This is a genomic window from Tenacibaculum ascidiaceicola, assembly GCF_047470925.1.
In the GTDB taxonomy this organism is placed as follows: domain Bacteria; phylum Bacteroidota; class Bacteroidia; order Flavobacteriales; family Flavobacteriaceae; genus Polaribacter; species Polaribacter discolor.
Genome location: NZ_JAZKJP010000002.1, coordinates 206,379 through 230,624 on the forward strand (window position 1 = coordinate 206,379; position 24,246 = coordinate 230,624).

At 32.5% G+C, this 24,246-nt stretch carries 25 protein-coding genes; 4 read left to right on the forward strand and 21 right to left on the reverse strand.

The genetic code is table 11. The features are described from left to right. Positions 1–18: 18 nt before the first annotated feature. The 11 genes from VBY68_RS01305 to VBY68_RS01355 all read right to left on the reverse strand — a co-directional run bounded on the left by VBY68_RS01305 (position 19) and on the right by VBY68_RS01355 (position 8,539). Complete coding sequence (locus VBY68_RS01305; RefSeq protein WP_099216088.1) at positions 19–879, reverse strand: substrate-binding domain-containing protein; 861 nt, start codon at positions 877–879, stop codon at positions 19–21. Continuing rightward, complete coding sequence (locus VBY68_RS01310) at positions 880–1,749, reverse strand: nucleoside phosphorylase (protein ID WP_273695227.1); 870 nt, start codon at positions 1,747–1,749, stop codon at positions 880–882. Beyond that, complete coding sequence (locus VBY68_RS01315; protein WP_415268615.1) at positions 1,750–2,694, reverse strand: DUF1835 domain-containing protein; 945 nt, start codon at positions 2,692–2,694, stop codon at positions 1,750–1,752. It lies immediately after the preceding gene. 147 nt (positions 2,695–2,841) lie between these two features. Continuing rightward, positions 2,842–3,165 (reverse strand): translation initiation factor, encoded by a 324-nt coding sequence (locus VBY68_RS01320; RefSeq protein ID WP_099216085.1) that lies wholly within the window; start codon positions 3,163–3,165, stop codon positions 2,842–2,844. Positions 3,166–3,170: 5 nt separating this feature from the next. Further along, positions 3,171–4,118 (reverse strand): isopenicillin N synthase family dioxygenase, encoded by a 948-nt coding sequence (locus tag VBY68_RS01325; RefSeq protein ID WP_073183641.1) that lies wholly within the window; start codon positions 4,116–4,118, stop codon positions 3,171–3,173. A 60-nt stretch (positions 4,119–4,178) separates the two neighbouring features. Continuing rightward, positions 4,179–4,904: a DUF6048 family protein gene (locus tag VBY68_RS01330; protein ID WP_274641277.1), complete on the reverse strand. Its 726-nt coding sequence runs from the start codon at positions 4,902–4,904 to the stop codon at positions 4,179–4,181. Beyond that, entirely contained in the window at positions 4,885–5,361 is a 477-nt protein-coding gene (locus VBY68_RS01335; protein ID WP_415268616.1) for a DUF6452 family protein, read from the reverse strand. The genes VBY68_RS01330 and VBY68_RS01335 overlap by 20 nt, the downstream gene beginning before the upstream one ends. An 87-nt stretch (positions 5,362–5,448) precedes the next feature. Further along, on the reverse strand, positions 5,449–5,748 hold the full coding sequence (locus VBY68_RS01340) for a four helix bundle protein (protein ID WP_415268617.1): 300 nt from the start codon (positions 5,746–5,748) through the stop codon (positions 5,449–5,451). 44 nt (positions 5,749–5,792) lie between these two features. Further along, the gene (gene rlmD / locus VBY68_RS01345) at positions 5,793–7,244 is read right to left on the reverse strand and encodes a 23S rRNA (uracil(1939)-C(5))-methyltransferase RlmD (RefSeq protein ID WP_415268618.1); all 1,452 of its coding nucleotides are present in this window, start codon (positions 7,242–7,244) and stop codon (positions 5,793–5,795) included. Between the two features lie 107 nt (positions 7,245–7,351). Further along, on the reverse strand, positions 7,352–8,047 hold the full coding sequence (locus VBY68_RS01350; protein WP_415268619.1) for an OmpA family protein: 696 nt from the start codon (positions 8,045–8,047) through the stop codon (positions 7,352–7,354). Positions 8,048–8,062: 15 nt separating this feature from the next. Beyond that, positions 8,063–8,539: a lipocalin family protein gene (locus VBY68_RS01355; RefSeq protein ID WP_415268620.1), complete on the reverse strand. Its 477-nt coding sequence runs from the start codon at positions 8,537–8,539 to the stop codon at positions 8,063–8,065. Between the two features lie 249 nt (positions 8,540–8,788). Here VBY68_RS01355 and rocD point away from each other — a divergent pair, with 249 nt between their 5' ends. Beyond that, positions 8,789–10,033 (forward strand): ornithine--oxo-acid transaminase, encoded by a 1,245-nt coding sequence (gene rocD / locus VBY68_RS01360; protein ID WP_099216080.1) that lies wholly within the window; start codon positions 8,789–8,791, stop codon positions 10,031–10,033. Positions 10,034–10,309: 276 nt separating this feature from the next. On the opposite strand, the gene VBY68_RS01365 is transcribed toward rocD, so the two are convergent. From VBY68_RS01365 to VBY68_RS01380, 4 genes are all read right to left on the reverse strand, one after another. Next, the gene (locus VBY68_RS01365) at positions 10,310–13,285 is read right to left on the reverse strand and encodes a DEAD/DEAH box helicase (RefSeq protein WP_415268621.1); all 2,976 of its coding nucleotides are present in this window, start codon (positions 13,283–13,285) and stop codon (positions 10,310–10,312) included. Positions 13,286–13,459: 174 nt separating this feature from the next. Continuing rightward, complete coding sequence (locus VBY68_RS01370) at positions 13,460–14,116, reverse strand: IS1 family transposase (RefSeq protein ID WP_415268622.1); 657 nt, start codon at positions 14,114–14,116, stop codon at positions 13,460–13,462. 386 nt (positions 14,117–14,502) lie between these two features. Continuing rightward, entirely contained in the window at positions 14,503–14,883 is a 381-nt protein-coding gene (locus VBY68_RS01375) for a hypothetical protein (RefSeq protein WP_415268623.1), read from the reverse strand. Continuing rightward, entirely contained in the window at positions 14,880–16,367 is a 1,488-nt protein-coding gene (locus VBY68_RS01380; protein WP_415268624.1) for a putative toxin, read from the reverse strand. The genes VBY68_RS01375 and VBY68_RS01380 overlap by 4 nt, the downstream gene beginning before the upstream one ends. A gap of 436 nt (positions 16,368–16,803) precedes the next feature. Between VBY68_RS01380 and VBY68_RS01385 the strand changes: the two genes are divergently transcribed. Next, a complete protein-coding gene (locus VBY68_RS01385; RefSeq protein WP_415268625.1) occupies positions 16,804–17,598 on the forward strand; it encodes a hypothetical protein in 795 nt (264 codons plus the stop codon). Between the two features lie 406 nt (positions 17,599–18,004). Here the strand turns inward: VBY68_RS01385 and VBY68_RS01390 are convergent, their stop codons facing one another. The 4 genes from VBY68_RS01390 to VBY68_RS01405 form a co-directional block, all read right to left on the reverse strand. After that, a complete protein-coding gene (locus VBY68_RS01390) occupies positions 18,005–18,238 on the reverse strand; it encodes a DUF2188 domain-containing protein (protein ID WP_415268626.1) in 234 nt (77 codons plus the stop codon). A gap of 853 nt (positions 18,239–19,091) precedes the next feature. Next, complete coding sequence (locus VBY68_RS01395; protein ID WP_415268627.1) at positions 19,092–20,009, reverse strand: tyrosine-type recombinase/integrase; 918 nt, start codon at positions 20,007–20,009, stop codon at positions 19,092–19,094. After that, positions 20,002–20,934 carry a tyrosine-type recombinase/integrase gene (locus tag VBY68_RS01400; protein WP_415268628.1) on the reverse strand — a complete coding sequence of 311 codons (933 nt, stop codon included), beginning with the start codon at positions 20,932–20,934 and terminating at the stop codon, positions 20,002–20,004. The genes VBY68_RS01395 and VBY68_RS01400 overlap by 8 nt, the downstream gene beginning before the upstream one ends. A 112-nt stretch (positions 20,935–21,046) precedes the next feature. Continuing rightward, positions 21,047–22,564 carry a hypothetical protein gene (locus VBY68_RS01405; protein ID WP_415268629.1) on the reverse strand — a complete coding sequence of 506 codons (1,518 nt, stop codon included), beginning with the start codon at positions 22,562–22,564 and terminating at the stop codon, positions 21,047–21,049. A gap of 164 nt (positions 22,565–22,728) precedes the next feature. On the opposite strand from VBY68_RS01405, the gene VBY68_RS01410 reads away from it, so the two are divergent. Both VBY68_RS01410 and VBY68_RS01415 read left to right on the forward strand, forming a co-directional pair. Beyond that, positions 22,729–23,076, forward strand: coding sequence for a helix-turn-helix domain-containing protein (locus VBY68_RS01410; protein WP_415268630.1), 348 nt, complete (start codon positions 22,729–22,731; stop codon positions 23,074–23,076). After that, positions 23,076–23,438, forward strand: a complete 363-nt coding sequence (locus VBY68_RS01415; RefSeq protein ID WP_415268631.1) for a CPBP family glutamic-type intramembrane protease — start codon at positions 23,076–23,078, stop codon at positions 23,436–23,438. Before VBY68_RS01410 ends, VBY68_RS01415 begins: the two co-directional genes overlap by 1 nt. Before the next feature lie 61 nt (positions 23,439–23,499). On the opposite strand, the gene VBY68_RS01420 is transcribed toward VBY68_RS01415, so the two are convergent. Both VBY68_RS01420 and VBY68_RS01425 read right to left on the reverse strand, forming a co-directional pair. Next, positions 23,500–23,796, reverse strand: a complete 297-nt coding sequence (locus tag VBY68_RS01420) for a DUF2185 domain-containing protein (protein WP_274641415.1) — start codon at positions 23,794–23,796, stop codon at positions 23,500–23,502. Between the two features lie 96 nt (positions 23,797–23,892). Further along, the gene (locus VBY68_RS01425; protein WP_415268632.1) at positions 23,893–24,240 is read right to left on the reverse strand and encodes a ribonuclease E inhibitor RraB; all 348 of its coding nucleotides are present in this window, start codon (positions 24,238–24,240) and stop codon (positions 23,893–23,895) included. Between the last annotated feature and the right edge of the window lie 6 nt (positions 24,241–24,246).

The window sequence follows — 24,246 nt, forward strand, 5'->3', positions numbered from 1 at the left end:
TATTCCGTTTTATAAAAATCAAATATACATATTTCTGATTAAGTCACCAGAATTTTCCTTCTTTTCAATAACGTTAAACTCTACCATTTTATTTTGTATGTCCGAAATTAAATTTTCAGAAATAGCTTCACCGTCATTCCATTCAGTAATAGATAACCATTCTTGAATATCTTCTATTTGTTGTTCATACCTGTTAGAAAGAACTTCATCAATATTATCAAAATCCTTAAAGTCTTTAGTACAATTATTAATTATATCGTGTACTTTTTTTACTTCTTCAAAATGATTTTCTAATACTTCATCACGAACAGCAATAACAAAACAAGGCCATGGAGTAGGGCAATTACCAACTCTTCTAAAAGTACCATTGTCTACCAATGGTTTGGTGGTAAAGTGTTCCCACATAAAATAGTCTGCTTCTCCATTAGTTAAAGCATCAATTCCTCCTTGCAAATCTCCAACTACTTTAAATTGTAATTTATTAATGTCCCAACCATTGTTATGAGCATTTACAATTGCCATAAGTTGAGAACCTGAACCAAAGCGACTAATAGCTACAGTTGCGTGTTCTAAATCGTCAATAGTTTTAAATTTAGAATTGGCAGCTACATGGATTCCCCAAACAAGCGGGCTTTTTACAAAGGTTTGTGTAATTTTTGACGGATTTCCGTTAATAATATCCTTTATAATTCCTTCAGTAAGTACTAAGGCAATATCAACTTCACCAGAGCGTAAAGCTTTCGCCATAGCTCCTGTACCTCCAGGATAATCTTTCCAGCGTAAGTTTATTCCTTCTTTGGTGTATTCTTTATTTTTTAAAGTGATGTACCATGGATAATTAAAATGTTCTGGAACACCACCTATTTTTAATTTCAGCATTTATTTAACTAATTTCTCAAGAGTGTATACAATCAAATCATTTACTACTTTGTATGGATCTTCACTAAACGTTCCGTTTGCTCTATTAGCAATAATAGCGTTCATTGAAGCAGCATTGTGTCCTAGTAATTTAGCTAATCCGTAAATAGCAGAAGTTTCCATTTCTAGGTTGGTAATTCGATTGTTGTTGTAGTTAAAACTATCAATCTTTTTATTTAAATCAGGGTCTTGTAAAGGTAAACGTAAAACACGTCCTTGAGGCCCATAAAATCCACCAGCAGTAGCAGTTATACCTTTGTATACTTTGTCAGATATTAACTTATCTTCTAAAGCTTTTCCGTTAGAAACAATTAATGGGTACGATTTTTTTGTACTCCAGCTGGTATGTTTTATAAAAGCTTCTTCAATATCAGGGTGTGAAATTTTATCTACTTGATATGATTGAAGCATTCCGTTTAAATCTAATCCATGAGAGCTTAATAAAAAGCTATCAACAGGAATGTCTGCATGCAAAGAACCCGAAGTTCCAATTCTGGTAATATTTAACTGTGTATGCTTTTCTTTAGCTTGACGTGTGTTTAAGTCGATATTAACTAACGCATCTAACTCGTTTAAAACAATATCAATATTATCAGGACCTATTCCTGTAGAAATTACAGAAATCCTTTTTCCTTTATAGGTACCAGTAGTGGTTTTAAATTCTCTTTTTTGGGTGCTAAACTCTATGGTATCAAAGTGTTTGGTAACTTTATCGACGCGATACTGGTCTCCAACAAAAATGATATCGGTAGCAATATGTTCAGGTCTTAAATTCAAATGGTAAATACTACCATCTGGATTTAAGATGAGCTCAGAATGTTGTATACTCATTTACGATGTTATTTTTAACAGCTTATCAGTAGAGTTTACATAGAGATAGCTGTATTTTTTTGCGCCACCAAGATACGAAAAATCAGAACGAATCTTTGCATAATAATTAGTTTGGTTTTGCAATACTTTCTTTCCTGTTTTGCTAAGTTTTACAGGATCAAAAGAGGTAAATAGCTTTTTAAGGCTTTCAAGTTTGTTAACGTATTGAATGTCACCAAATCCGTAGTTTTCTTGGTGAGTTAAAAGATTAGCTACGAATTCATTTTGGTTGGCAAAAGTATGTTCGTTAGCTATTTTTAATATATTATTTTCAATATGGTTTAATCCATTTTCAATAGAAGGAAAACGAAGTAAATGTGCTTTTATGGCACTTTCTAAATATACAAATGGTGATTCTGGATTGAATTTATGCGCATTTTCAAGAGGTAACGGACTATCTGAACAATACAATTGCCAAATGTAGTCTGCATACTCAATATCGTCTTGAGAGAGCTCTATTTTATTATTAAAATGCTCTATTAATTGGTCATCAGATAATTCACCTAAACCATATAGTTTTTTAGAGTTATCTATTTTACCACTAGTAACCAAAGATATTTTGTGGTTTTTACGATATCTTTTTAGCCAGCTTATTACCGCTAACATGTTTACTTGACAAAACAAATCGTATTCAAACCATAAAACAACCTCATCTTGTTGTTTTTGATTACAAAGGTTACGGTACTCTTTAAGGGTATAATCTATAAACTTCTTCTTAGTAACTTTATACGTAGTTTTTAAAAAGTCAAAACGAGTTTTCCAGAAGTCTTCACTACCTACGTCTACAGATGTTTTTCCTTCACATAACATTTCACGCCATGTAATAATATCACCTTCAATGTTTAATTTTTGAAGCCTTTGAGTTGTGACGTCTCCATTAGTTATGTGTAATAAAGAATGTTTCATGATTTCTAGGGAATTTGTTGATTTCTTTATTTATATAAAATAAACGATTTATTTTATACGTTATTATTTATTGGTTGGTATTTAACACTTTACAAAAGTTGTAAATATAAAAAAAATGTCGAAGATTCAATTCTTCGACATTTTTACTTATCCACCAACGCGTTTTACGTTGAATCCTTTATCTTTAAGAAGTTGCATTATAGTATCTCTATAATCTCCTTGAATTATGATTTTATCGTCTTTAAAACTACCGCCAACACTTAGCTTAGTTTTAATTTCTTTAGCAAGTTTTTTAAAATCTTGAGTAGCTCCATTATAACCATCTATGATGGTAACTGGTTTCCCTTTTCGTTTTTCATACTTGCAAAGAATAGGTTCTTCTTGTAACCAGATATCAGGTTTTTTTTCTACAGGTTTTTCTTCAAACTGATGTTCTGGAAATAAATTTTTTAATTGATCTTGTAAATCCATTAGATTTATTTTTTCAATCCTAATTCGCGTAAACGCTCATCTAAAAACTCACCCGCAGTAATATCTTCAAACTGCTTAGGGTTGTTTTCATCAATACAGTTTTCTAAAACATCTAGTTTCATATCAGAAACAGGGTGCATAAAAAATGGAATTGAATAACGAGATGTTCCCCATAATTCTTTAGGAGGGTTGGTTACACGGTGAATTGTTGATTTTAACTTGTTGTTACTATGACGTGATAACATATCACCTACATTAATCATTAATTCATCATCTTCCGCTATAGCATCAATCCATTCTCCTTTATGGTTTTGTACTTGTAGTCCTTTTCCTTGTGCTCCCATTAACAAAGTAATTAAGTTAATGTCTCCATGAGCAGCAGCTCTTACAGCTCCTTTAGGTTCAGTAGTAATAGGAGGGTAGTGAATTGGACGTAAAATACTATTTCCGTTTTTAATATAGTTATCAAAATATGTTTCTTCCAAGCCTAAGTGTAATGCTAACGAACGTAACACGTATTTAGCTGTTTTTTCTAACATTTGGTATGCTTCTTTACCTACTTTGTTAAATTCAGGTAATTCTTCAACCTCTACATTTTCTGGGTATTCTTTAGCATACTTTGAATCTGCATCAACATACTGACCAAAGTGCCAAAACTCTTTTAAATCTCCTTCTTTTTTTCCTTTAGCACTTTCTTTACCAAAAGAAACATATCCTCTTTGACCACCAATACCTGGAATTTCATATTTTTCTTTTACATCTGTAGGTAAATCAAAAAACTTCTTGATTTCAGCATATAAGTTGTCTACTAATTCATCGTCTAAAAAGTGCCCTTTTAATGCTACAAATCCTATATTCTCATAAGCGTCACCAATTTCATTGATGAATTTTTGTTTTCTTTCAGCATCGTCTGATAAAAAATCTGCTAAGTTTACGCTTGGAATTTTATTCATTGTTAATAAGTTTTATTATTCAGGCAGTAAAGTTAGTAAAATCAAGCGTATGCTGATAATTTATTTATTAACAAAAGGGATTAAGTACGATATTGTATAATTGAATCCGAATCCTGTACTACTTTCAAAAACACGATTAAAACCTGGTGTGTATAGTGTTTTAAAACCTTTTTGATCGTCAACACTTAACATAATTTTATATGAAAAGCTAAAACCTATAAACAGGTTTTTAAAAGTTTCTGCCTTTATACCTAGTTGTAATTCAGTCCAATGAGCGGTAAGTCCGTCATCAGACATAGGTGTTGTAACTGGGTTTGAGGGAAAATAAGGAGGTAGATTTTCGGTACCCGAAGAAACATTAGGTTGGTAGCTATTTAAGGTATGATCAAATATGGCAAAACCATAACGCATACCAACATAAATTTCGTTATTCATGTCTAACCAATTCTCGTAAGCATTGTAATTTGCTCCAAGTCTAATATAACTTCCTTTTGAACTAGAAGAAGAAAAGTCTTCATAAGTAGTTTCATCTTCAAAACCTAGCTCTGTAGCGATATACCATTTTTTAGATACTCTATAATCACCCACTAATTCTAGACCACTATAACTTTTATCAATAATAGCAAGACCAGGTTTACTAATGTCTAATCCGATACGTAAGCCATATCCTGTTTTATATGTAACGGTATCTTTTTTTTCTTTGGTTTCTTTTTTAGACGTGTTTATTTGTGAATATCCGTTCACAAATACAAAAACGAAACATAAACTAATGAAATACTTGTACATGGGCGCTAGCTTGATTGTCGATTAAAGGAATTTCTGTAGTAGATAAATTGTCTATCCAACCTGTATGGCTTAAGGTAACATTTTCAAAAATAATTCTGAAACCACATGAGCGAGAAACAAAATCTTCTTCAGGGTTATACTCAATAGTAAGCGTAGCGGTTTTATTGTTAGCTATATTACCATCTACATCATTCATTTTTAATGTGTAGACTGTTTTCTGAGATAAACTGTTTAAAGGAATAGCAATACTATCTGTTGTTCTATTGGTAAAGAGACTATCAGTTTTACCTTCTGCAATTACAGATAAGCGTTCTACACTTTTTAAATCATTCGTATTATCCATATCGTAAAAACGAAGCACTAAATTGGGTGTTACTGGGTTTTGTGTACAGAAATCATCTTTTTCACAGGCTGTTAAACCTACTAGAAGTATGAATAGAGCAATGTATTTTTTCATATAACTGTTTATCTGTTTAGTTGTTTATGCGTTAAGTTGATATTTTCTTAGTGCGTTTAACATATTGGTTATCTTTTCTAGCTTTTTTCAGACTAAAATATAATCTTTTTCAGAAACATAATTTAGTTCTTTTGATATTATGAGCTGATTTAACACTTCCATTGCTGAACTATAAGAAATAGTAATAAAATGAGCTTTATCTTTATTACTTTTTCGTGCTGTACCTTCTGCTAAGTTAGAGGCTATTAAAATAGTAGCTCTTCTTAGTTGTGATGTTAATCCAAAATTTTCATTTGCAGGAAAGCTATCAGTTAAACTATATATATTTTTAGTTAGTGAAATACTTTCTTTCCAAACTTCTAATTTTTCAAAAGAATAAATTTTCATAGCAAATAAACTTTTAAACAATTAAACGCATCAACTTAACTATGTTATTTTTCAAATAAAACCACCGTTTCTATGTGTGATGTATGTGGAAATTGATCTACTAAACTAATCTTTTTTAATTGGTATCCGTTGTTTATCAATTCCTCCGTGTCACGAGCTTGTGTTGCTGGGTTACAAGATACATAAACCATTCTATCAGCGTTTAAGTTTATGATTTTCTTAAGCGTTTTTGGCGCAATTCCTGCACGAGCTGGGTCTAAAATAATGGTTCTTATTTTGTTTTTATATTGTGGGTGTTCATTTAAGAACTTTCCTACATCAGCTGCATAAAATTGTAAACCTTCAATATTGTTTCGTTCTGCATTCTTCTTAGCGTCTTCAATAGCAGAGGCTACAATATCTACACCAACAATTTTAGTGTTATTCGACTTTGAAGCAATAATTTGCCCAATGGTTCCAGTACCACAGAATAAATCCATCACTACGGTATTGTCAATTGCATCTTTGTTTTCTAACGCATAATCAACAACTTTGGTATATAGTTTTTCGGCAGATTTAGGGTTGGTTTGGAAGAAGCTTTTCATGCTAATTTCAAAATTCAACCCTAATAACTCTTCTACAATTTTATCTTTTCCGTATACCAATTTAACGCTTCCTGAAGTAGCAATAGTTCTATCACCAGTTTCGTCGTTAATAGTGTGTAATAAACCAGCAACTCTATCGCCAAATAACTCAACTAGATAGTTGGCGAATTTATCTAAATCAAATTTTGATAAATCGTGAGAAGTGGTTACTAAGTTGAATAACAATTCGTTGGTTTTGTATGATTTTCTTACCACAAAATATCTAAAGAAACCTTCTTTTTTAGGTCCGTGCCAAGGCGCTAAACCAGTTTTTTCACAATACTCTCTAATGTTTTTGATGTTATCTTCAACTTGTTTGTCAAATAAACCAGAATCTTTTTCAAGGTTATCACCCATCCACCAAACACCACGACGTTTAAAACCTAATGTAAACTCATCTATATCGGTTTTATTTTCACGGTCGTAACCAATGGCAGAAAAGCCATATTCCATTTTATTGCGGTAGTGAAATACATTTGGAGAAGCAATAAACTCATCAAACAGATCTTCAATATTTTCAACTTTACCAATGCGTTTAAATAAAGATAAAGTACTTTCTTGCTTGTATTTGTGTTGTAAATCTATAGGTAATTGAATATAAGGTGCTCCAGGAATATCTTGATATGGAACAGGTACTTCATCATCAGAATGTTTTAAAACATCAACTAACTTACACTCTGCATACTTCTTTTTTGATTTATCTACACGTGCTTTTACTAATTGTCCTGGTAAAGTGTTAGGAACAAAAACTACAAAAACACCTTCTTCTGAACGTATTCTTCCAATTCCTTTTCCACCGAAGGCATAGTCTTCAATTAAAATTTCAATGACTTGTCCTCTTTTTACAAACTTATTTCGCTCTCTTCTTGGCATTCTATACTATGATTTATGGTGTGCAAAATTAGGAAAAGATATGGTTTGAAGATAAAAAAAAGACTACTCATTTAGAGTAGTCTTTAATCTTTGTTGTGAAGGCTTTTTTATTGACCTGCTTCTTTTTTAGCTTCTTTTATCATTTGTTCGTTTGCAACAATAGCAAACTCAACACGTCTGTTTTTACTTCTTCCTTCAGCAGTATCGTTAGTAGCAATGGGATCTTTAACACCTAGTCCTTTAGTTTCAAAACGACTGTTGTTTAATCCTTTACCAGCTAAGTAGTTTCTTACTGAATTAGCTCTTTTTTCTGAAAGTTTTTGGTTATAATCAACAGCACCAGTACTATCTGTATAACCGTAAATTACAATATTTGTGTTTTCATAATCTTTAAATACAGGTACTAATTTATCTAAGTTAGCCTGCGCTGTAGCTGTTAAAGTAGCTCTATTAGTAGCAAAACGAACAGCATTTTCTCCTAAAGTAAGTTTAATACCTTCACCAACTCTTTCTACTTCTGCACCTGGTAAAGCTTCTTCAATTTCACGAGCTTGCTTATCCATTTGGTTACCAATTACACCACCAGCAACACCACCTACGACACCACCTAAAATGGCACCTAGTTCAGAGTTGTTTTTGCTTCCTACATTGTTACCTATTACAGCACCTATTACAGCACCAGCAGCTGTACCAATAGCAGCACCTTTTTGAGTGTTATTAGCGTTTTGTATAGATTTACAAGAGGTAAAAATAGTACCAGCTAAAAATAAAATTGATAAACTATAAATGATTGATTTTTTCATAATATTCTTACTTAATTATTGTCTTTGAAATGAATATGTAATGTCTTTTACTTGCCCTGCAACGTTAACTTGATCTATTAAATCAAAACTAGTTTCGGTAACGTTACGTAACCTTAAAATATATCCAGCATTTACGTCTTTGGCTTTGTGATTATTAATAATCTTTAATACAAAGTTCCCATCTTTATTAACATACCATGTAATAGGAGAGCTAAAGTCTTTACAATCTGTACTTGGATTATTTAAGCTCATTTCTCCTTTGTTGTTGTTTGAAACAAAACTCCAGTTACTACCAATAAAGCAGTTAGAGTCTTCTAAATTAAATGAGTTTACTTTTAGGTAGTTTGAACCTGGAAAGTTTACAGCAGTAATAGTCCAGTTACCTTTTAGCATTCGTTCAGTTTTATTGTCAAGTTTAGTGTTAGTTACAGATGTAGATTTACACCCAATTACAGCTATTGAAAGCAGTAATAAAAATAAGATTCTTTTCATAAAATGATATTTAGTTAATTTCTTTAAAGATAAAAAAAACTGATTAACTATGGTTTTATTGTAAACCATAAAAAAAGTTATGTTGTTTGTATTTTTAGACCCTTCAAAGTCTATGAAAGTCACTTAAATTTAATAATTTTGTAGCTAGGGATGATTTCTTTCCCACGCTGAATTTTCGAAACTTCTTTTTCGAAAGGATAAAGGTAGATAAGGAATGGTTATTTTATAAATTTTAAAAAATTAAGAAAAATGGCTGTTTTAGACCAATTAACTTCGCAACAAGCGATTGACTTAGAAAACAAATACGGAGCACATAACTACCATCCATTACCAGTAGTATTGAGTAAAGGAGAAGGAGTATATGTATGGGATGTTGAAGGAAAAAAATATTATGATTTTTTATCAGCTTACTCTGCAGTAAACCAAGGACATTGCCATCCAAAAATTGTTGGTGCAATGGTAAACCAAGCACAAACATTAACGTTAACTTCTCGTGCTTTTTATAACGATATGTTAGGAAAGTATGAAAAGTTTGCAACAGAATACTTTGGTTTTGATAAATTATTACCAATGAATACGGGTGCTGAAGCTGTAGAAACTGCTTTAAAAATCTGTAGAAAATGGGCGTATGAAGTAAAAGGAATTAATGAAAATGAAGCACAAATTATTGTTTGTAAAAATAACTTCCACGGAAGAACAACTACAATTATTTCTTTTTCAAACGATCCTGTAGCACGTAAAAACTTTGGTCCGTTCACTGAAGGGTTTATTAAAATTGAATACGATAATTTACAAGCTTTAGAAGAAGCATTAGAAAACAACAATAATATTGCTGGTTTCATGGCTGAACCTATTCAAGGAGAAGCTGGGGTATATGTGCCTTCTGAAGGATATTTAGCAGCAGCTAAAGCGTTATGTGAAAAGCATAATGTATTATTTATTGCTGATGAAGTACAAACAGGTATTGCACGTACAGGTCAGTTATTAGCAGTAAACCACGAAGATGTTCAACCAGATATTTTAATTTTAGGTAAAGCTTTAAGTGGAGGAGCATATCCAGTATCTGCAGTATTAGCAAACGATGACATTATGAATGTTATTAAACCTGGTAACCACGGTTCTACTTTCGGAGGAAACCCTGTTGCTGCAGCGGTAGCTATTGCAGCTTTAGAGGTGGTTAAAGATGAAAAGTTAGCTGAAAATGCTGAGCGTTTAGGTAAAATATTTAGAGAAGAGTTAGCTGAGTTTGCTAAAGAAAACGAATTAGTAACGTTAGTACGTGGTAAAGGATTGTTAAATGCTGTTGTAATTAACGATACCGAAGAAAGTGAAACAGCTTGGAATATCTGTTTAAAATTACGTGACAACGGATTGTTAGCAAAACCAACACACGGAAACATTATCCGTTTTGCACCACCATTAGTAATGAACGAAGAACAATTAAGAGACTGTATTAATATTATTAAGAAGACTATTACTGAGTTTAAAAAATAAGTTTACAGTCTGTATATATTAAAAAAAGGAACGATTATATCGTTCCTTTTTTTGTTGTTATTTATTAGTTTTTAATTACTAAAATATGAAACTAACATTTTTCTAAATGTTATTAAAAATGTTTAATAGCAAGTTAGGTGCTTTCCTGTACACTTTTTAAATTGGTGATTTTTTTGGTGTACAAGTACTGTACACTATTTTTTTTATCAAAATTTTTAGTGTACAACAGTTGTACATTTTTTTAGTTGTAATTTTTTTTGGTGTACAAAAACATAATTAGTTTGCCATTTCATAAATATTTAGGTGTCTTTTTAAGATTCCAGAAGGCGTATTTTTGGTTTCATCAAAAATTCGGGTATCACCAAAAAGAATAAAACTTTCTTTGGCTCTAGAAACCGCTACATTTAGCATATTAGGCTTGTTGTCTTTTTCAAAAAACAAGGTTCCTTCATCATCATTAGAATATACAGAACTGAACAAAATAATATTTCGTTCTGCACCCTGTAACGCATGTACTGTGCCTAGTTTTATATCGCTTACTTTATAACCTGCATCGGTTAAAGCTTTAGATAATTCTCCTTTTTGACTTGCGAAAGGGGTAATGATTCCTAAAACAGGTTCAATAGCATCTACATTGTAGGCTTCTTGAATGGTTTCTTTGTTTTGCTGTAACCAAGAAATTATGGCTTTTACTTCACTAATGTTTTGACGACTGTTGTATTTGCGTTCACTAACGCCTTCTATATGATATGCCATCATTGATGGAAATGCTTGGTTTTCTTTCGCCTTCCCTTTCATAGGTTTTAAAATTCCATCGTACGCCAATTCGTTACAAAAACTAATAATTTCATCATTACATCGTCTGTGCTCTAACAAAACCAATCCTTGTTCTTTTTTTGCAGGTAGGGGAGTTTCAAATTCACAGGCATTTTGAGCCATTTTCATAATGCTTCCGCTAGAAGCTAAAAAACCTAACTCATCTAAATGTGCGTCATTTTGATTTTCAATAATATCAAGACTTGTTAAGTTTCCTTGGTCAATTTTTTTAGGAATAGACCAAATAGGTTCTATTTGTTTTAAATCACCTATTACAAAGGCTTTTTGAGTTAATGAAAATACAGGGATACTTACTTCTGGAGTAACCTGACCTGCTTCATCAATAATTAACAAATCTAAAAAATTGTATAGCGGTAAGTATTCAAAAATAGGTTTTCCGTTTTCGTTTTCTCCTTGAAATTGACTGTATAAAAAGTGACTTGGTGCTGTATAAAAAGTAGCTACAAAGCACGGAGTAAGCATAGCTCTTCGTTTCCATTTTGCTTTGATAGCGTATTCTCCTGTCCCTTTTTCGGTATTTTCCTCCAACATTTCTCTGGTTTCTAGTAACCAACGAGCTTCCCAGTAATGGGTTGCTAATAAAAATGCTTTATGACGTAAATCGATATCTAACTCATCATAAAAGAAACGTTGTGTTGCATCGTTAGAGTTTATTTTTTCATATTCGTATGCCCACATTTGTTCTTCTGAAACAAAAGGGAATCCTTTAATGTTGTTTTCATACTTCCAATTTTTTAGGCTTAAATGCGATTGCAATAACAGGTTTACATTATTTGTACATTCTTTTATGTATGCAGCTGCTTTTTTAGCATCTAATAATGTTTCTGCTGTAGTCTTAAAAATATGTTCAGCATTTCTTGTTTCAAAATTAGCTTCGTCAATAAAATAGTGTTTTACTTTATCAATAAAATCAGTGTCTTTTGTAGCTGTTTTTAAATCGTTTAAAACAGTTCTCCATTCTTGTAGTTTGGAGATTTTAAACGTGCTTTTTTGAACAAGGTCTTCTTCGTGTACGAGTATGCTGTTAATATAGTTTACCGCATTAATATAGTTTCTTGAGTAGTCAACACCATCTGCTAAAATATTTTGAATCCCAATAATTTCTTCTTGTAGATGATTGCAAACATCGTCAAGTGAATTTGTTTGGGTATTAAAGTAATTACAGTAATTGGTTAAGAAATAATACTCAGCTTCTGAAATGTATTTTTCGTTTTCTAGATTACATAAGGTTCCTTCATGACCAAATAGGTTTCCTTTTAAATAATTGATATTGGCCAGTTTTTTTTCACTTTTTGAACTGGAAGGAAGATAGGTAGCATATCCGTTAAAATCAGGAATCCAACGGTTGGCTAATTCTTCCATAGTGCTTTCAGAATTGATAAAACTATCAATAATATTGGTTACTGCTTGGTTGTTGTTAGAGCATGCTAAAATTATTGGAGCTTCTTCACCGTTAATAGCAGCTTTTACAAACTCGGTAGCCACTAAACTTTGTAAAAGTGTAGTTTTTCCTGTTCCAGGAGGTCCGTTTACAGCGGTAACTGCATTTTCTTCGGCTACTAAATAGGATAGTAATGTTTTACGCTGACTAACAGAAAGTGGAAATTTATTTGACATTTGCCCTAAATGCAAATGGTTATACACTAAAAATCCGTTATCGGTAATGGCTTCTTGTCGTTCTCTAGTATATGGGTTGATGATTTTAGAGAGTACGGGTAATTCATCCGTATTTTTAAGTAAGTTTTCGTACAGAAATAAAATACTTTTTGCTGTAGAAATTTTAGAACTTAAAGCAAAGTAAGTAAGCTCATATTGCGTGGTATAGCGTTCTACTTGATAACGGTATAGGTTGCTAAAAGTTATCGCAGAAAATACTTCGTTAATATAGTTCCAGTATTCATCCCAAGGCACAGGGTCTTCGCTATTTTCAAAATCAGGAGAAGCTAATTCTTTAGCATCTAAAACGGTATCGATAGAAGAGAATATAAAATCGTTCTTAATATCTGCCATAGGAGTTAGATAGTTACGAACAATTAAAGGAAATCCATCTTTTGGAGCTGATAATTGTCCTGAACGATTTACAATAGCACTAACCCAAAAAGGATGAATAGTGCGTTGTTTGAATTTAGTGTTGTCGGTTTGATATACTAAATGAAAGGGGGCAATTAATATTTTAGTTTCTTCTACTTTATGCCACTTAGGATTGTCTTTTTTAGTAATTCCTTTTAATCGATTAATTCTACGTTCTTCAACATCTAATAGTTGACTTGCTTGTTTAGAGTTGATGAGTGCGTTACTTAAATCAGATGATTTTTGATGAAAAAGGTTTTTTATTTTACTAATGTCGATAGCTAAGTTTTCACTATCAGATAAGCTATTTTTATAATATTGTAACCAGTTTTTTTCGTCGTTCATAGTTGTTCTCGTGCCCTTGAAATGTGATTTTTTCTGTAAGAAAGGGTGCGAAAATACTATATTCAACGGGTGAAAAAATAGTTTTTGTTAGCTTTTTATTAACGAAAAAATAGGAGAGAGGATAGTGGGTTTGTTTTCAGTAAATTAAAGGGTGTGATATGTTAAAAACACATTTTAAGTCCAGAAATAGATTTTTAAATGTGCTTCTAAATATTTTTGATTTCTTGTAAAGCAAATCGTTTTTCTACTTAACCGTTTCATATGTGTTCTTAAATTCAAATTCATTCGCTCAATTCTGTTCGTGCAATACTGAAATTGTTTATGAATTTTTTTGGGAATTAAACTTGGATAAATATTCAATTTATCGGTGTAAATTTTACTCGGTTGAAGTAAGAGAACTTTATTAATTAAAGGTTTTATTGTTTCTTTTGATTTTCTACCCACATAGAAGTCTATAATACTTTTTGTTTCTCTTTCTAACACATAGGTTATCCAAGTAACATTTTTCTTGTTACCAATAAAACTCCACATTTCATCAATTTCAAATTTGCACCCAAAGGTATTAAAGTATGGAATCTTAACCTTTTTACTTACTTTTAGAATTCTTGATAAAACAGTTTTACTAGAAATGTTCAGTATTCGACTAATACTTCTGACTTCACAACCTTCTTTAAGTAATTTTTTTATGAAATCATTTGTTTCTGATTTGTATGCTTGATATCTATAATCTGATTGAAAATATTTTTTGCAATTTTTACAGTAAAACCGCTGCTTATTATTTTGTAATCCCTTTCTAATAGAATTGGAAGAATTACACTTTGTACAATTCATAGCTTTTTTAGGTGCTAATTTACTACATGAAGCAGAAAGAAACTTAGATTTAATAGTTTCTAACGAATTTTTACTATTGTAAAAAGCAAAAGATACCGTTCATTTTAGAACGGCATCTTTATTTAACTTATTGATTTTTAAATAAAATAAAACCTTATTTTTAATAAGTACTATTTTACTACACTACCAAGTCATACTAACAGTTTATAGAGATAGAGCTACAAAAGAATATGTGTTAGGTAATGTTGATTTTAGAACTGTAGAACATAATCAAGAGTATTTAATTTCTATAGGTTTAAACAATAAAAATAATATTAAGTTCTTAAGTATTTCCTAATAAAAAAACCACAGTTACTAACTGTGGTTTTTTGTATCTATAGAGAAGATTATTCCCATACTACTTTTCTTTCTACTCTATATAGATAGTAATCTTCCTTCCAATTTATACCATCTGTACTGGTTTTTATCATTAACGCATTTCTTCTTTCTTCTTCTCCTTTTTCATTTTCATGATTAATAATAACATCTATACCAATACCTGCTAATGTGGCTTCTTTATCCAAGATACGGGAAGATAAGTTTTTCTCTAAAATATCTATTATTTCATTAGATTCAATATACTCATTACCATCGTAAACTCCAACTGGCACGGTTTCTCCATTTGTTTTTACAATAGTACCGTATGGAAAAAACTCTTCTGCATCTTCTAAAAATGCTGTAGCCTGTTTAAACATTAATGCTTTTAAATTTTGCTCTTCTTTTATCATCCTTGTACTGGTTTTCCGTTAATTGTTAAAATGGGTAGTTCTTCGACTTTTTTTGTAGGTAATGTCTTACTCTTTTTTAAAGGAATATTAGTATTGTCTTTTTTAACACCAGGTATAACTTGATAAGTTTTTATATCAAACCCTGCATTTTGTAAAGGTTTACTAAGTTTGGCTCCTTTGTTAATGATTAATTCTGGTTTAACACCACTTCCTTTTGATACTTCTTGTTGTAATCTTAGCTGTCTAGTTAATGATTGTTTTTGAACGTTTTTTATTTCCACAGTACCTCCATTAGGCTTTACACCATCTGGTATAGTTGTTCCTTCTTTACCTGTTTTAGGATCTATTCTAGTAAATTTCTCAGTATTTTTAGATAATCCTTCTTTTGCTAACTGTGTTGCCTCGGTAGCAGCTCCTCTCTTTTGGTTTCTAGAAAGTCTAGCAGCTGTCTCTGTAGTTCTACCAACGGTTTCTGTAATACTTGGTCTACCAACTCTACCTGTATTTAAGATTTTACCTCCATCACTTAATATAATAGCATCTGACACTCCTAACAAAGGTGTGTTAACAGGAGGTAATTGACCAAAAGTTATCATTTCTAAACCTTCTAATTCAACTCCCATACCTAGCTTATTTTCAGCAAAAGCATACGTTGAATTGTATAAGTAACTTTCTGATAAAGGGTCTATTTGCCAAAAACGACCTTCAGCAGGGTCACTAAAACGATATTTCCACTCGTGTAGGTTTAGACCTAAATCTTCATTAAACTCTTGACCTTGATAAGTTTTAAAGTTACTAATAACACCTATTTTAGCATTGTTGTACCCAATATGCTGTAAACCAAAAGGATAGTAATTTCGTTCTTGTCTTATCTCATTTTGGGTAACTGCACCATCATTATTAGTATCTGCATATGTTAAACGTACATTCCTCCAAATGTCTTTATATTGATATATGTAATCAAAATTGCTACCATTAGGCTCAACATATCCCTCTGAGTGATAGAACTGCTTTAAATCTCCATTCTCATAAATATAGTTTCCTGCATAATCTGTTATAGTTTCAGAACCATTTTCGTTTTTAATCTTTCTTAGCTTGGTTCCATTTGCTGCATATACAAAACGTACCTTTTGAGTATCAGAGTTGTTTAACTTAATCTCTGTAGGCATATTTAAGTGATTATAACTTACACTTGTAATATCTTTATTTAAGTTCTTCGTTAAATTTCCATTGGCATCGTAAGTATATTCTGTGGTAAGATTCGCTCTGTCCTTAAAACCATAGTTATCGTTTCCGTTGTCTAGTAGTTTTATTAACTGGTTTCCATTATTATAGGTATACACCAACTTATCCATATCATTAAACACAGAACCTCCTTGATACCCGTTTCTATTTAACGTTAAAATATTACCCATTTTATCATAGGTTACATTTTGCAAGTTATAATGCCCTGTATTGTCGATAGCACTTATAATGCGGTTCATTGCGTCATAGGAAAAAACATATCGATTACTTACAGGGTTGCTCGTATTGTTTACACTTAACGTATTCCAATGAGTTTCGGATATATTCCCATTAAACAGGGGCGTAGCGCCATTTTGAGGCTTGTTGTAGTTGATCCTAAAATTAAATAAGTTACAGCGTTTTTTTTCTCCGCATACCCTTTTTTCATAGACTACATATACAATTTTATAAAAAAGAACGTCCCGCCTGCATTATCGTAGACCAAAGATAATTTTTTGTTAAGTACCTTACAACTAAACTTTAACATTTCTTTTGTGTGTTTTGCATTGTTTTTGACGTTGTTATTTATGTAGCTATGCTACGTTGGTTTACTAGCCAAATTGCTATGACTAGTCCAGACTTTTTTATTGTATAATCCGCTTATCTTTTTTAGATAAGCCACTAAATCTTTATGTTATGAGTAAGCAAAAAGGATTAATTAAGTTAGTAGGCAACATCGGGGGTGTATCGTTTTACACTTCTAATGGTGAGTACTTAGCCCGTATGGCGGGTGGACCTACAAAGGAACGTATACAAAGTGACCCGAACTTTGCACGTACCAGAGAGAACAATACCGAGTTTGGCGGGGCTGCCAAAGTAGGTAAGGCATTAAGAACCGCTTTGAGTGGTGTACTTCAGATCATGGCAGGTAGCAGATTAGCTGCACAGTTGACAAGGATTTTTAAGACTATTAACCTAAAAGGTGCAGGAGTTAGAGGTAAAAGACCTATAACACTTTCAGCGAACAAAGAGTTGTTAGCGGGGTTAGATTTAAACAACAAGTTAAGTTTAACCTCGGTTTTTACAGCGCCTTATACCGCTAGTATTAATGCTGACCGTAATGAGGTTACTTATGAGATTCCTGCTTTTAACCCTGCTAATTTTATTGTTGCACCTACAGGGGCTACCCATTTTAAGCTAATAGCTGCAGTAGGATTAGTTTCTGATTATGTGTATGACGATGGAGCAAGTACTTACGAGCCTACTGTTGCTGAGCAAAACAGCATTGGTATTGTAGCAAATGATACAGTAAAGCCTTTGGACAGTAATAGCTCTGCTATCACGTTGACGGCTACCATACCAGGGGGCGTAGTTACTGATGCAGAAGTAAGCGTTATTGCTTGTTTGGGGATTGAGTTCTACCAACAGGTGGGCGGTACGGATTATCTTTTATCGCAAGGTAATACGATGAAGGTTACCAACGTATTTTAGTTCGATTCACAGCTTTTTTATGTTATTAGCATCCTCGATTGAGGGTGCTTTTTTTGTGGAGATATATGGCACTAGCACTCGACCTTAGTCGGAACATATACGGCTTATATACGACTCATATACGGGATATCTATGACTTTTACTGCTGTAAAATTTCGACAAAAAATAAACCCGCCCAAAGATTGAGCGGGAAAATTGCTATGAAAAAGAACTTAGGACGTCTCCTAAGTGGTTACAAAGTTACGTTAAATATATGGGTTTCCATATTGATTAAAACGTTTTAAAAACTTAGGATTTAGAGGTAGTTGGTGTGGCTGGTAATCCTAATTTTTTAAAATGGCTTGTTTTTCATGTAAATAAAAAAAGGGAACACCTTATAGATATTCCCCTTAGTTTTTAAAAAAGATTACCCATTTGGTGGATGTGGGTCATTTCCATAAGTTCTTTCTTCTTGGAACTTACCATCTTTTTTATGAATGATAACTTGTGTGTTTTGTTGATTTTTGGCTAAATCAGTCGTCTTTTTAACAACGTCAGCTTTAGTATCTCCAACTACGGAAGCTCTTTCACCATTTTGAACTTTTCCTTTCCAAGTACCATCAGGATTTTTTGTTACGTGATAGGTTTTTCTTTTTGCCATTTCACTTGTTTTATCCTTTGTCTCATACCATAAGAGAGAGACTAATCCCCTTAAGGATTTTTAACTTTTTATTTTAAGTAAAGTTTATATATTTGCTCTCCCTACAAGAACAATTTTTTACCTAAAGTCAGGCTCAAAAATCCTTTTCAAAAGCCTGATTTTTTTATCTCAAAAACTTATCCAGTTTATTTTATTTGTCATACTGGCATCTTTTGTAAATACCTTTAAAATTTAAGTTTAATATGCTGACTTGATGACAGATACTTGTGCGTTTTCACAATGATTTATTTCTCTTTCTTCATAGAGCACCGGATTGTGGTTCTAGAGGTCAATAGAACGAGTTGTGTGCAAAAACTAGCAAAGATGTGAGCTTGCAAACACTTGCAGTAAGCGAGGATTTTGCGACGCTTTTTGTATGCAAATTCGGTGCGGTGGCGTTGCTTGCAACTGTATATCCAAAACATAGTGCGCAGGCGTTGGGTGTAGCGGTTGGGTTGGCAGTAGCGGTGGCGTGCTGGGGCTGGAAGCGGCTATTTATACATAATGGCGTTATAACTACCTGGAACTTGTGGAAGAGTATTATAACTGCCCGTTATGTTAACATAGCTTGGGGTAGTTTAGGGCTAGCGCGTGGGCTACAGCTTTTTGTTTTTTTACGTGGATACATGGAGCGTACAAAAATACTGCTTGCAGATTTTTGTGTGTGGAATGAGCGATGGATGATGCAAAAAACAATATGCTGTAATAGCCTTGGATGCCGTAAAGTACAAGGGTGGTGGTAAGTGTAGGCTTTTATCCATCCACCATAGGCCGTCTGCCTTCTAAGCAGATGCTCCTTTGTATGATTTGCTTTTTAGCTTATCGGGTGGAAGTTGTTTACTATATCGTGTAGGTTTTCTAAATCGTCTTGCAGATAACGCTCTGTAGAACTGATATGACGGTGTCCTGCTAAATATTGAACCTTTCGTAAATTATATTGTTTTAACCAATGGGTAATGACTGAGGCTCGTATCTGTTTGATACTGGTTACTTTTTGATTGTACTTTTTTAGCTTTTTTAAAAGCTCTCCTACAAGGTTGAACTGATTACCGAACGGGAAAAGTTGATGATAATGTAACGGTTTTTTTGCTTTGGTAAGTAGCAAGGGTTGTATCTCATTGAGATACTCCATGAGTTCCATCATTTGCCAAGATTTTAATTCTAAACTTCGTGCATTGCCACGATTGCAAGCAGGTACATAGATTTTTCCTTTGCTGAGTTGCACATGCTCTACTAAAAGGGCTTTAAGGTCACTGGTGTTAAGCCCTTGATATACCATAAGGCCTACAATAATTTTATTGCGCTTGGTGGTTAATCTGCGATACGTGTTGTATGTATTGTCGGTTTCAAAACTGTAATACAGGTCTTCCAGTTCTTCTGTATCTAAGATGGTATAACTAAGTGGTTCAGTTACTCCTTTGATCGTGGTATTTTCAATGGGGTTGTCTTTTCGGTGTCCTTGGTTAACCAAATGGGTAAAGTACGTACGTAAATGTGCTAATTTAGCATTGATAGTACTTTTACTGTTTTTTTTCTTTTTTAAGTGGTTAATGTATTGCAAACAGTTATGATAGGTAATGGCATAAACCGTGTTACCTTGTGAGTTGCACCAGTTCGTAAAGGTTATTGCTTCTCGTAGTTTTGTATATGTGGTTCTTTCGGTATAACCGAGAGTTTGTAAATAATTGGTAAAATCTACATAATTGGAGGTGCTTTTTTTCATTTTATTCATCGCTAATTGTTTTTAGTAAGTGTGTATAGAGTTGTGTAGATGCTAAGCTACTATGTCCTAAAAATGTTTTGATACTCTCTATAGGCACTCCTTTTTCTAATAGATGAGTTGCAATACTATGACGTAGTATATGAGGTGTGATCGACTTTTCTATAATCGCTTTATCAGATGTGGCTTTGGCTATTGCTAATACTCGATTGTAGAGGGTTTGTCCTGTAATTCTACTGCCTTTAGTACTGATAAAAAAAGCATCGCTACGATCAAAGTTGTAAAAGTTTGGACGAGCTTCATATAAATAATCTTCTAGTATTCGGGAGTTGTAAGCGTTAAAAGGAACAAAACGCTCTTTGTAGTTTTTACTTTTACGGATATGGATGCGTTCACGGTCAAAAAGTACATCTTTAATATCTAGGTTCATGACTTCTGACCTACGTAGCCCGCAACTATATAAGCAAGTAAGTATAGCTTTATCTCGTAAACGTATACGATACCAAGTATGACTGTATTCTGTTGCTTTAAAAAGTGTTTTTATTTGTAATTGGGTTAAAATATTACTGCGTTCTTCTGTATCATTTTTCTCCGCCATTAAATGAACTCTAAGAAGTGTATCTGCATTATGGGCTATTAAATAATCTCGTAGTTTTCGTAGCGCTGTTTGGTGCATATTGAGATAAGTATTACTTAAAGCACCTCCTTTGTATTGGTTGGAACGTTGTTTTAAATATTCATAATAGTTACTTACTAAAGCGGGAGTAACATTACTAATGTGGGGATGCCCTTGGGATTCTAACCAGTAAAAGAACTCTTGCACCTTTATAGGGACTAAATACACTGTACCCTGAGCATAGCCTAAAATGTCTAACCACTCGGTAAAGGATTGTAATAGTGTTTTGTAATGCTTGTTATGTAGCTTTAATTTTTTCATGCGCTTGACCTTTTTTGGTGTTTTATGGCTAAGTGGTTATAAGTAGTTGTCTTATAGTTTTTTAACTTGTTCAGTTAGGTAGTGAGCAACTAGTAAGCAGGTAAGCAGCTTTTTACTCTTTGTTTATTTTGGTAATAGCCTGTTGTAGTGCCTCTGTTATTTGGCTTTTAAGCTCCGTGTATTCTTGCATATCTACAATCTCATAATAATACGCTTGTCCTTGTTTTCCTTTAACTTTCTTGGTATAACCTTCTTCTAACAGTTGTAAGTGATAACGCCTTAGTGTACTTGCTTTGATGTGTAAGCTTCTTCTTATTTCAGCATTGGTAAACGTAGTTTGTTTATTGGTTTGTAAGTATTGTTTAAGTCTTTCTAAGTAGTTTCTGCAAGCTCCTGTGATGGTATCTGATTTTCTTAGTAATACTTCAGTAATGAGTTCGTTTGCTTCTTCAATATCTTCGATGGTAGTTTCGATATATTCTTCTCCTGTTTCTTTATTGTATTGCTTCTCTCTTTGATATTGTTTATAAAAAGTTATGGCATTAATGAACTGCAAATAGTGTGAGTTGGTTCTTCTTGGTTTAAATACTGATTGTGGTAACTCTAAGTATTCTGCATATGGATTGATGACTTTTATTGGCTTCAAAACTCTCTGCACATTTTTTAGTAGCTCTCTAGCTTGGTGTTCTTTTTCTTCATCTACTTTACCCGCAGTAATTAATCTTTGGTAGTGCATTATTCTAGTGTCTTGCTCTTCGCTTTCATCTATGTACAGTAAAAAACTACGGTTGCTATTATCTTCATATATACTTTCCTGAGTGGTACAACCTGCTACACTTACAGGGCCTTCTACCGTTAAGTGTATTGTCTTCGTTGTTCCTTTGCTATCTTTATGTACTACGGTTTTTGTGATTCTCTTTTTAGATTGTAATTCTCTAAGTGGGTATAATACCGATTCTGCTCCGTCTAGATCTTCTATTAAAATAAGCTTGTGTTGTAATTCTGTTCTATTGAAGTAATAAAAGGCGTTGGCAGAGAGTACCGTAATTTCCACCTTATCTTCTTCAGGGATAAGTTCTGCTACTTTTGATTGTAGATGTGTTTTTCCTGCTCCTGAACTTCCTAAGCTAATACAGTGTAAAGGATTGCTAGTTTTTCTGCTTGTAAATATGAGATACATCAGCAGGCGATTTATACTTTCACCTATAACACCGCTCTTGCCGATGCACTCATTTGTGTTAGCTAACAACTTCCTCTTTTTCAAAAAGGCTTTGGCTTCTTTTTCTTCACTAGCACTTAATTCTTTATAAAATGGTTTGTTTTCTTGTTCTTGTTTATCCAGTAGTAAAAACCTGTAATTTTCTAACTCGTGAGTTAATTCTTGTAAAGTCTTTCGTACAACACTCGTACCGATGGTTAATCGTTCTGCTAGCTTACGTACAAACTTTTCTACTTGATTATCGTTATATAAGTCTATGCTATGACGTACTATACTTTGTGTTTTTAGTTTCTGAACCGATACCGTTACCCGTAAACTTTCTAATTTATTTACTCTAACACCTCCTAAAATGTGGATTTCTAGGTGTTTTGTTAGGTAACTGTAGTTATTTGGGTTGGTGGTGTCTAGCATTGTTAATAAATATTTTATAGACATATATGACTACAAATATATACATTTTGTCTAATTGTAATTATATATACTGACTAATATTTTCAACAATCTTATATTTTATGTTTATAAATACCTAGTTTTGTATAGCATATTTGATGTTTTAATAACTAATAATTACAGTTATGTCGTTTGGAGAGAACTTAAAAAAGATACGTACAGAGAAAAATATTTCACAAGGTGATTTAGGTAAAATGATTGATGTACACTCCACCCATATTTCACGCTATGAGCGTAACTTAACTTCACCCACTATTGAAGTAACAAGGAAGATTGCAGATGCTCTGGAAGTAACTACTGATGCACTTGTATATGGTTCTGACGAACAAATAGTAACAAGTAAATTAAAAGACACTGAACTGTTACAGCTTTTCTATAAAGTACAGCAATTAAACCAAGAAGATATTACAAGTATTAAAGCTATGTTAAAGGCTTTTGTGTTTCAAAAAGAAGTAAAAAAACAACTTTCATAATGCTCGATAATATAAATACTATTGCCATCATCATATCCTCTTTAATAGTTGGTATTTATCACTTAGGGAATACTAAAAAGTATAAGCAATTAAAAAAAGGTTGGGAGCGGTTTTATCAGATTTTAGGATTTATAATAGATAACCCTCTTTACAATGAGTGTCTTTTTGGGTTAAATAAGCTTATTGGTTTTTTAAATTTTGTTTTAGGAATAATATATGGGTGGATTGCTCACGTTAAATACAACAATATATACTTGACTATAGCTGTGATTCTTGTAATGTGGGCTGCTAGTATTAATATTATATATAGAGCTAAAGTACTATACAAAGCTTTTAGCAAGCAACATCAGACTAAAAAGTAAACTCTTTAAAGCATAAAAAAACCACAGTTAGTAACTGTGGTTTTTTGATTTCATATAATGATTATTCACCATCATCAACCATTTCCCAATCATTTGTCTCTGGATTTTTCTCAAATGAGAAGCCATAAGGAGCTAGTAAATTAGCTTTGATACTTTCATCTATAGCTATAAGCTGTTCTGATGATACTAATTTAAAGTTATCAGGATTGTCTAGATAGTTATCGTCTTCATTTCCTGAAAAAACTCTCCATCCACTATCTCCTTCATTTTCTGATTCCTCCCTATACATCCAAGCAGGTGGTTCTTTATCTTTTAAAATTTTGTTACTAATAAATATTGCTCCTATATTTAGTTCCATATAAATTCAATTAATTATTTTTCTTCGTATTTATGACTTCTATTTGTTGATGGTAGTCTTTCTACATATTTAATAATTTTACTTTGTTACGCACTTTTAATCTGTGACATTTCCTACGTCAAAACCATCATAATATTCTATATTATTTTTTTCCGCTAACAGGTATAATTCTTTATTTCTTTTATCTAGCGTTTCTACATTATGATGTTCTATTTTTTCTACATGTAGATAATATTCTTGCGGATCTTCAGCTTCTTCTTTTTCTGCTTCAAAAATATCTACAAACGTATAATTATTTTGTTCTAACTTCTTTGATAATTTTTTCAATTTATTAATGTCTTTATCAAGAAAAAAATAACCCCAAAGTAATTTCTCTTTAATATTAAAATCACCTTTTAATTTTAGGTTTTTAAAAAAATCTATTATTATATCTTTTGTTATCATATTGTT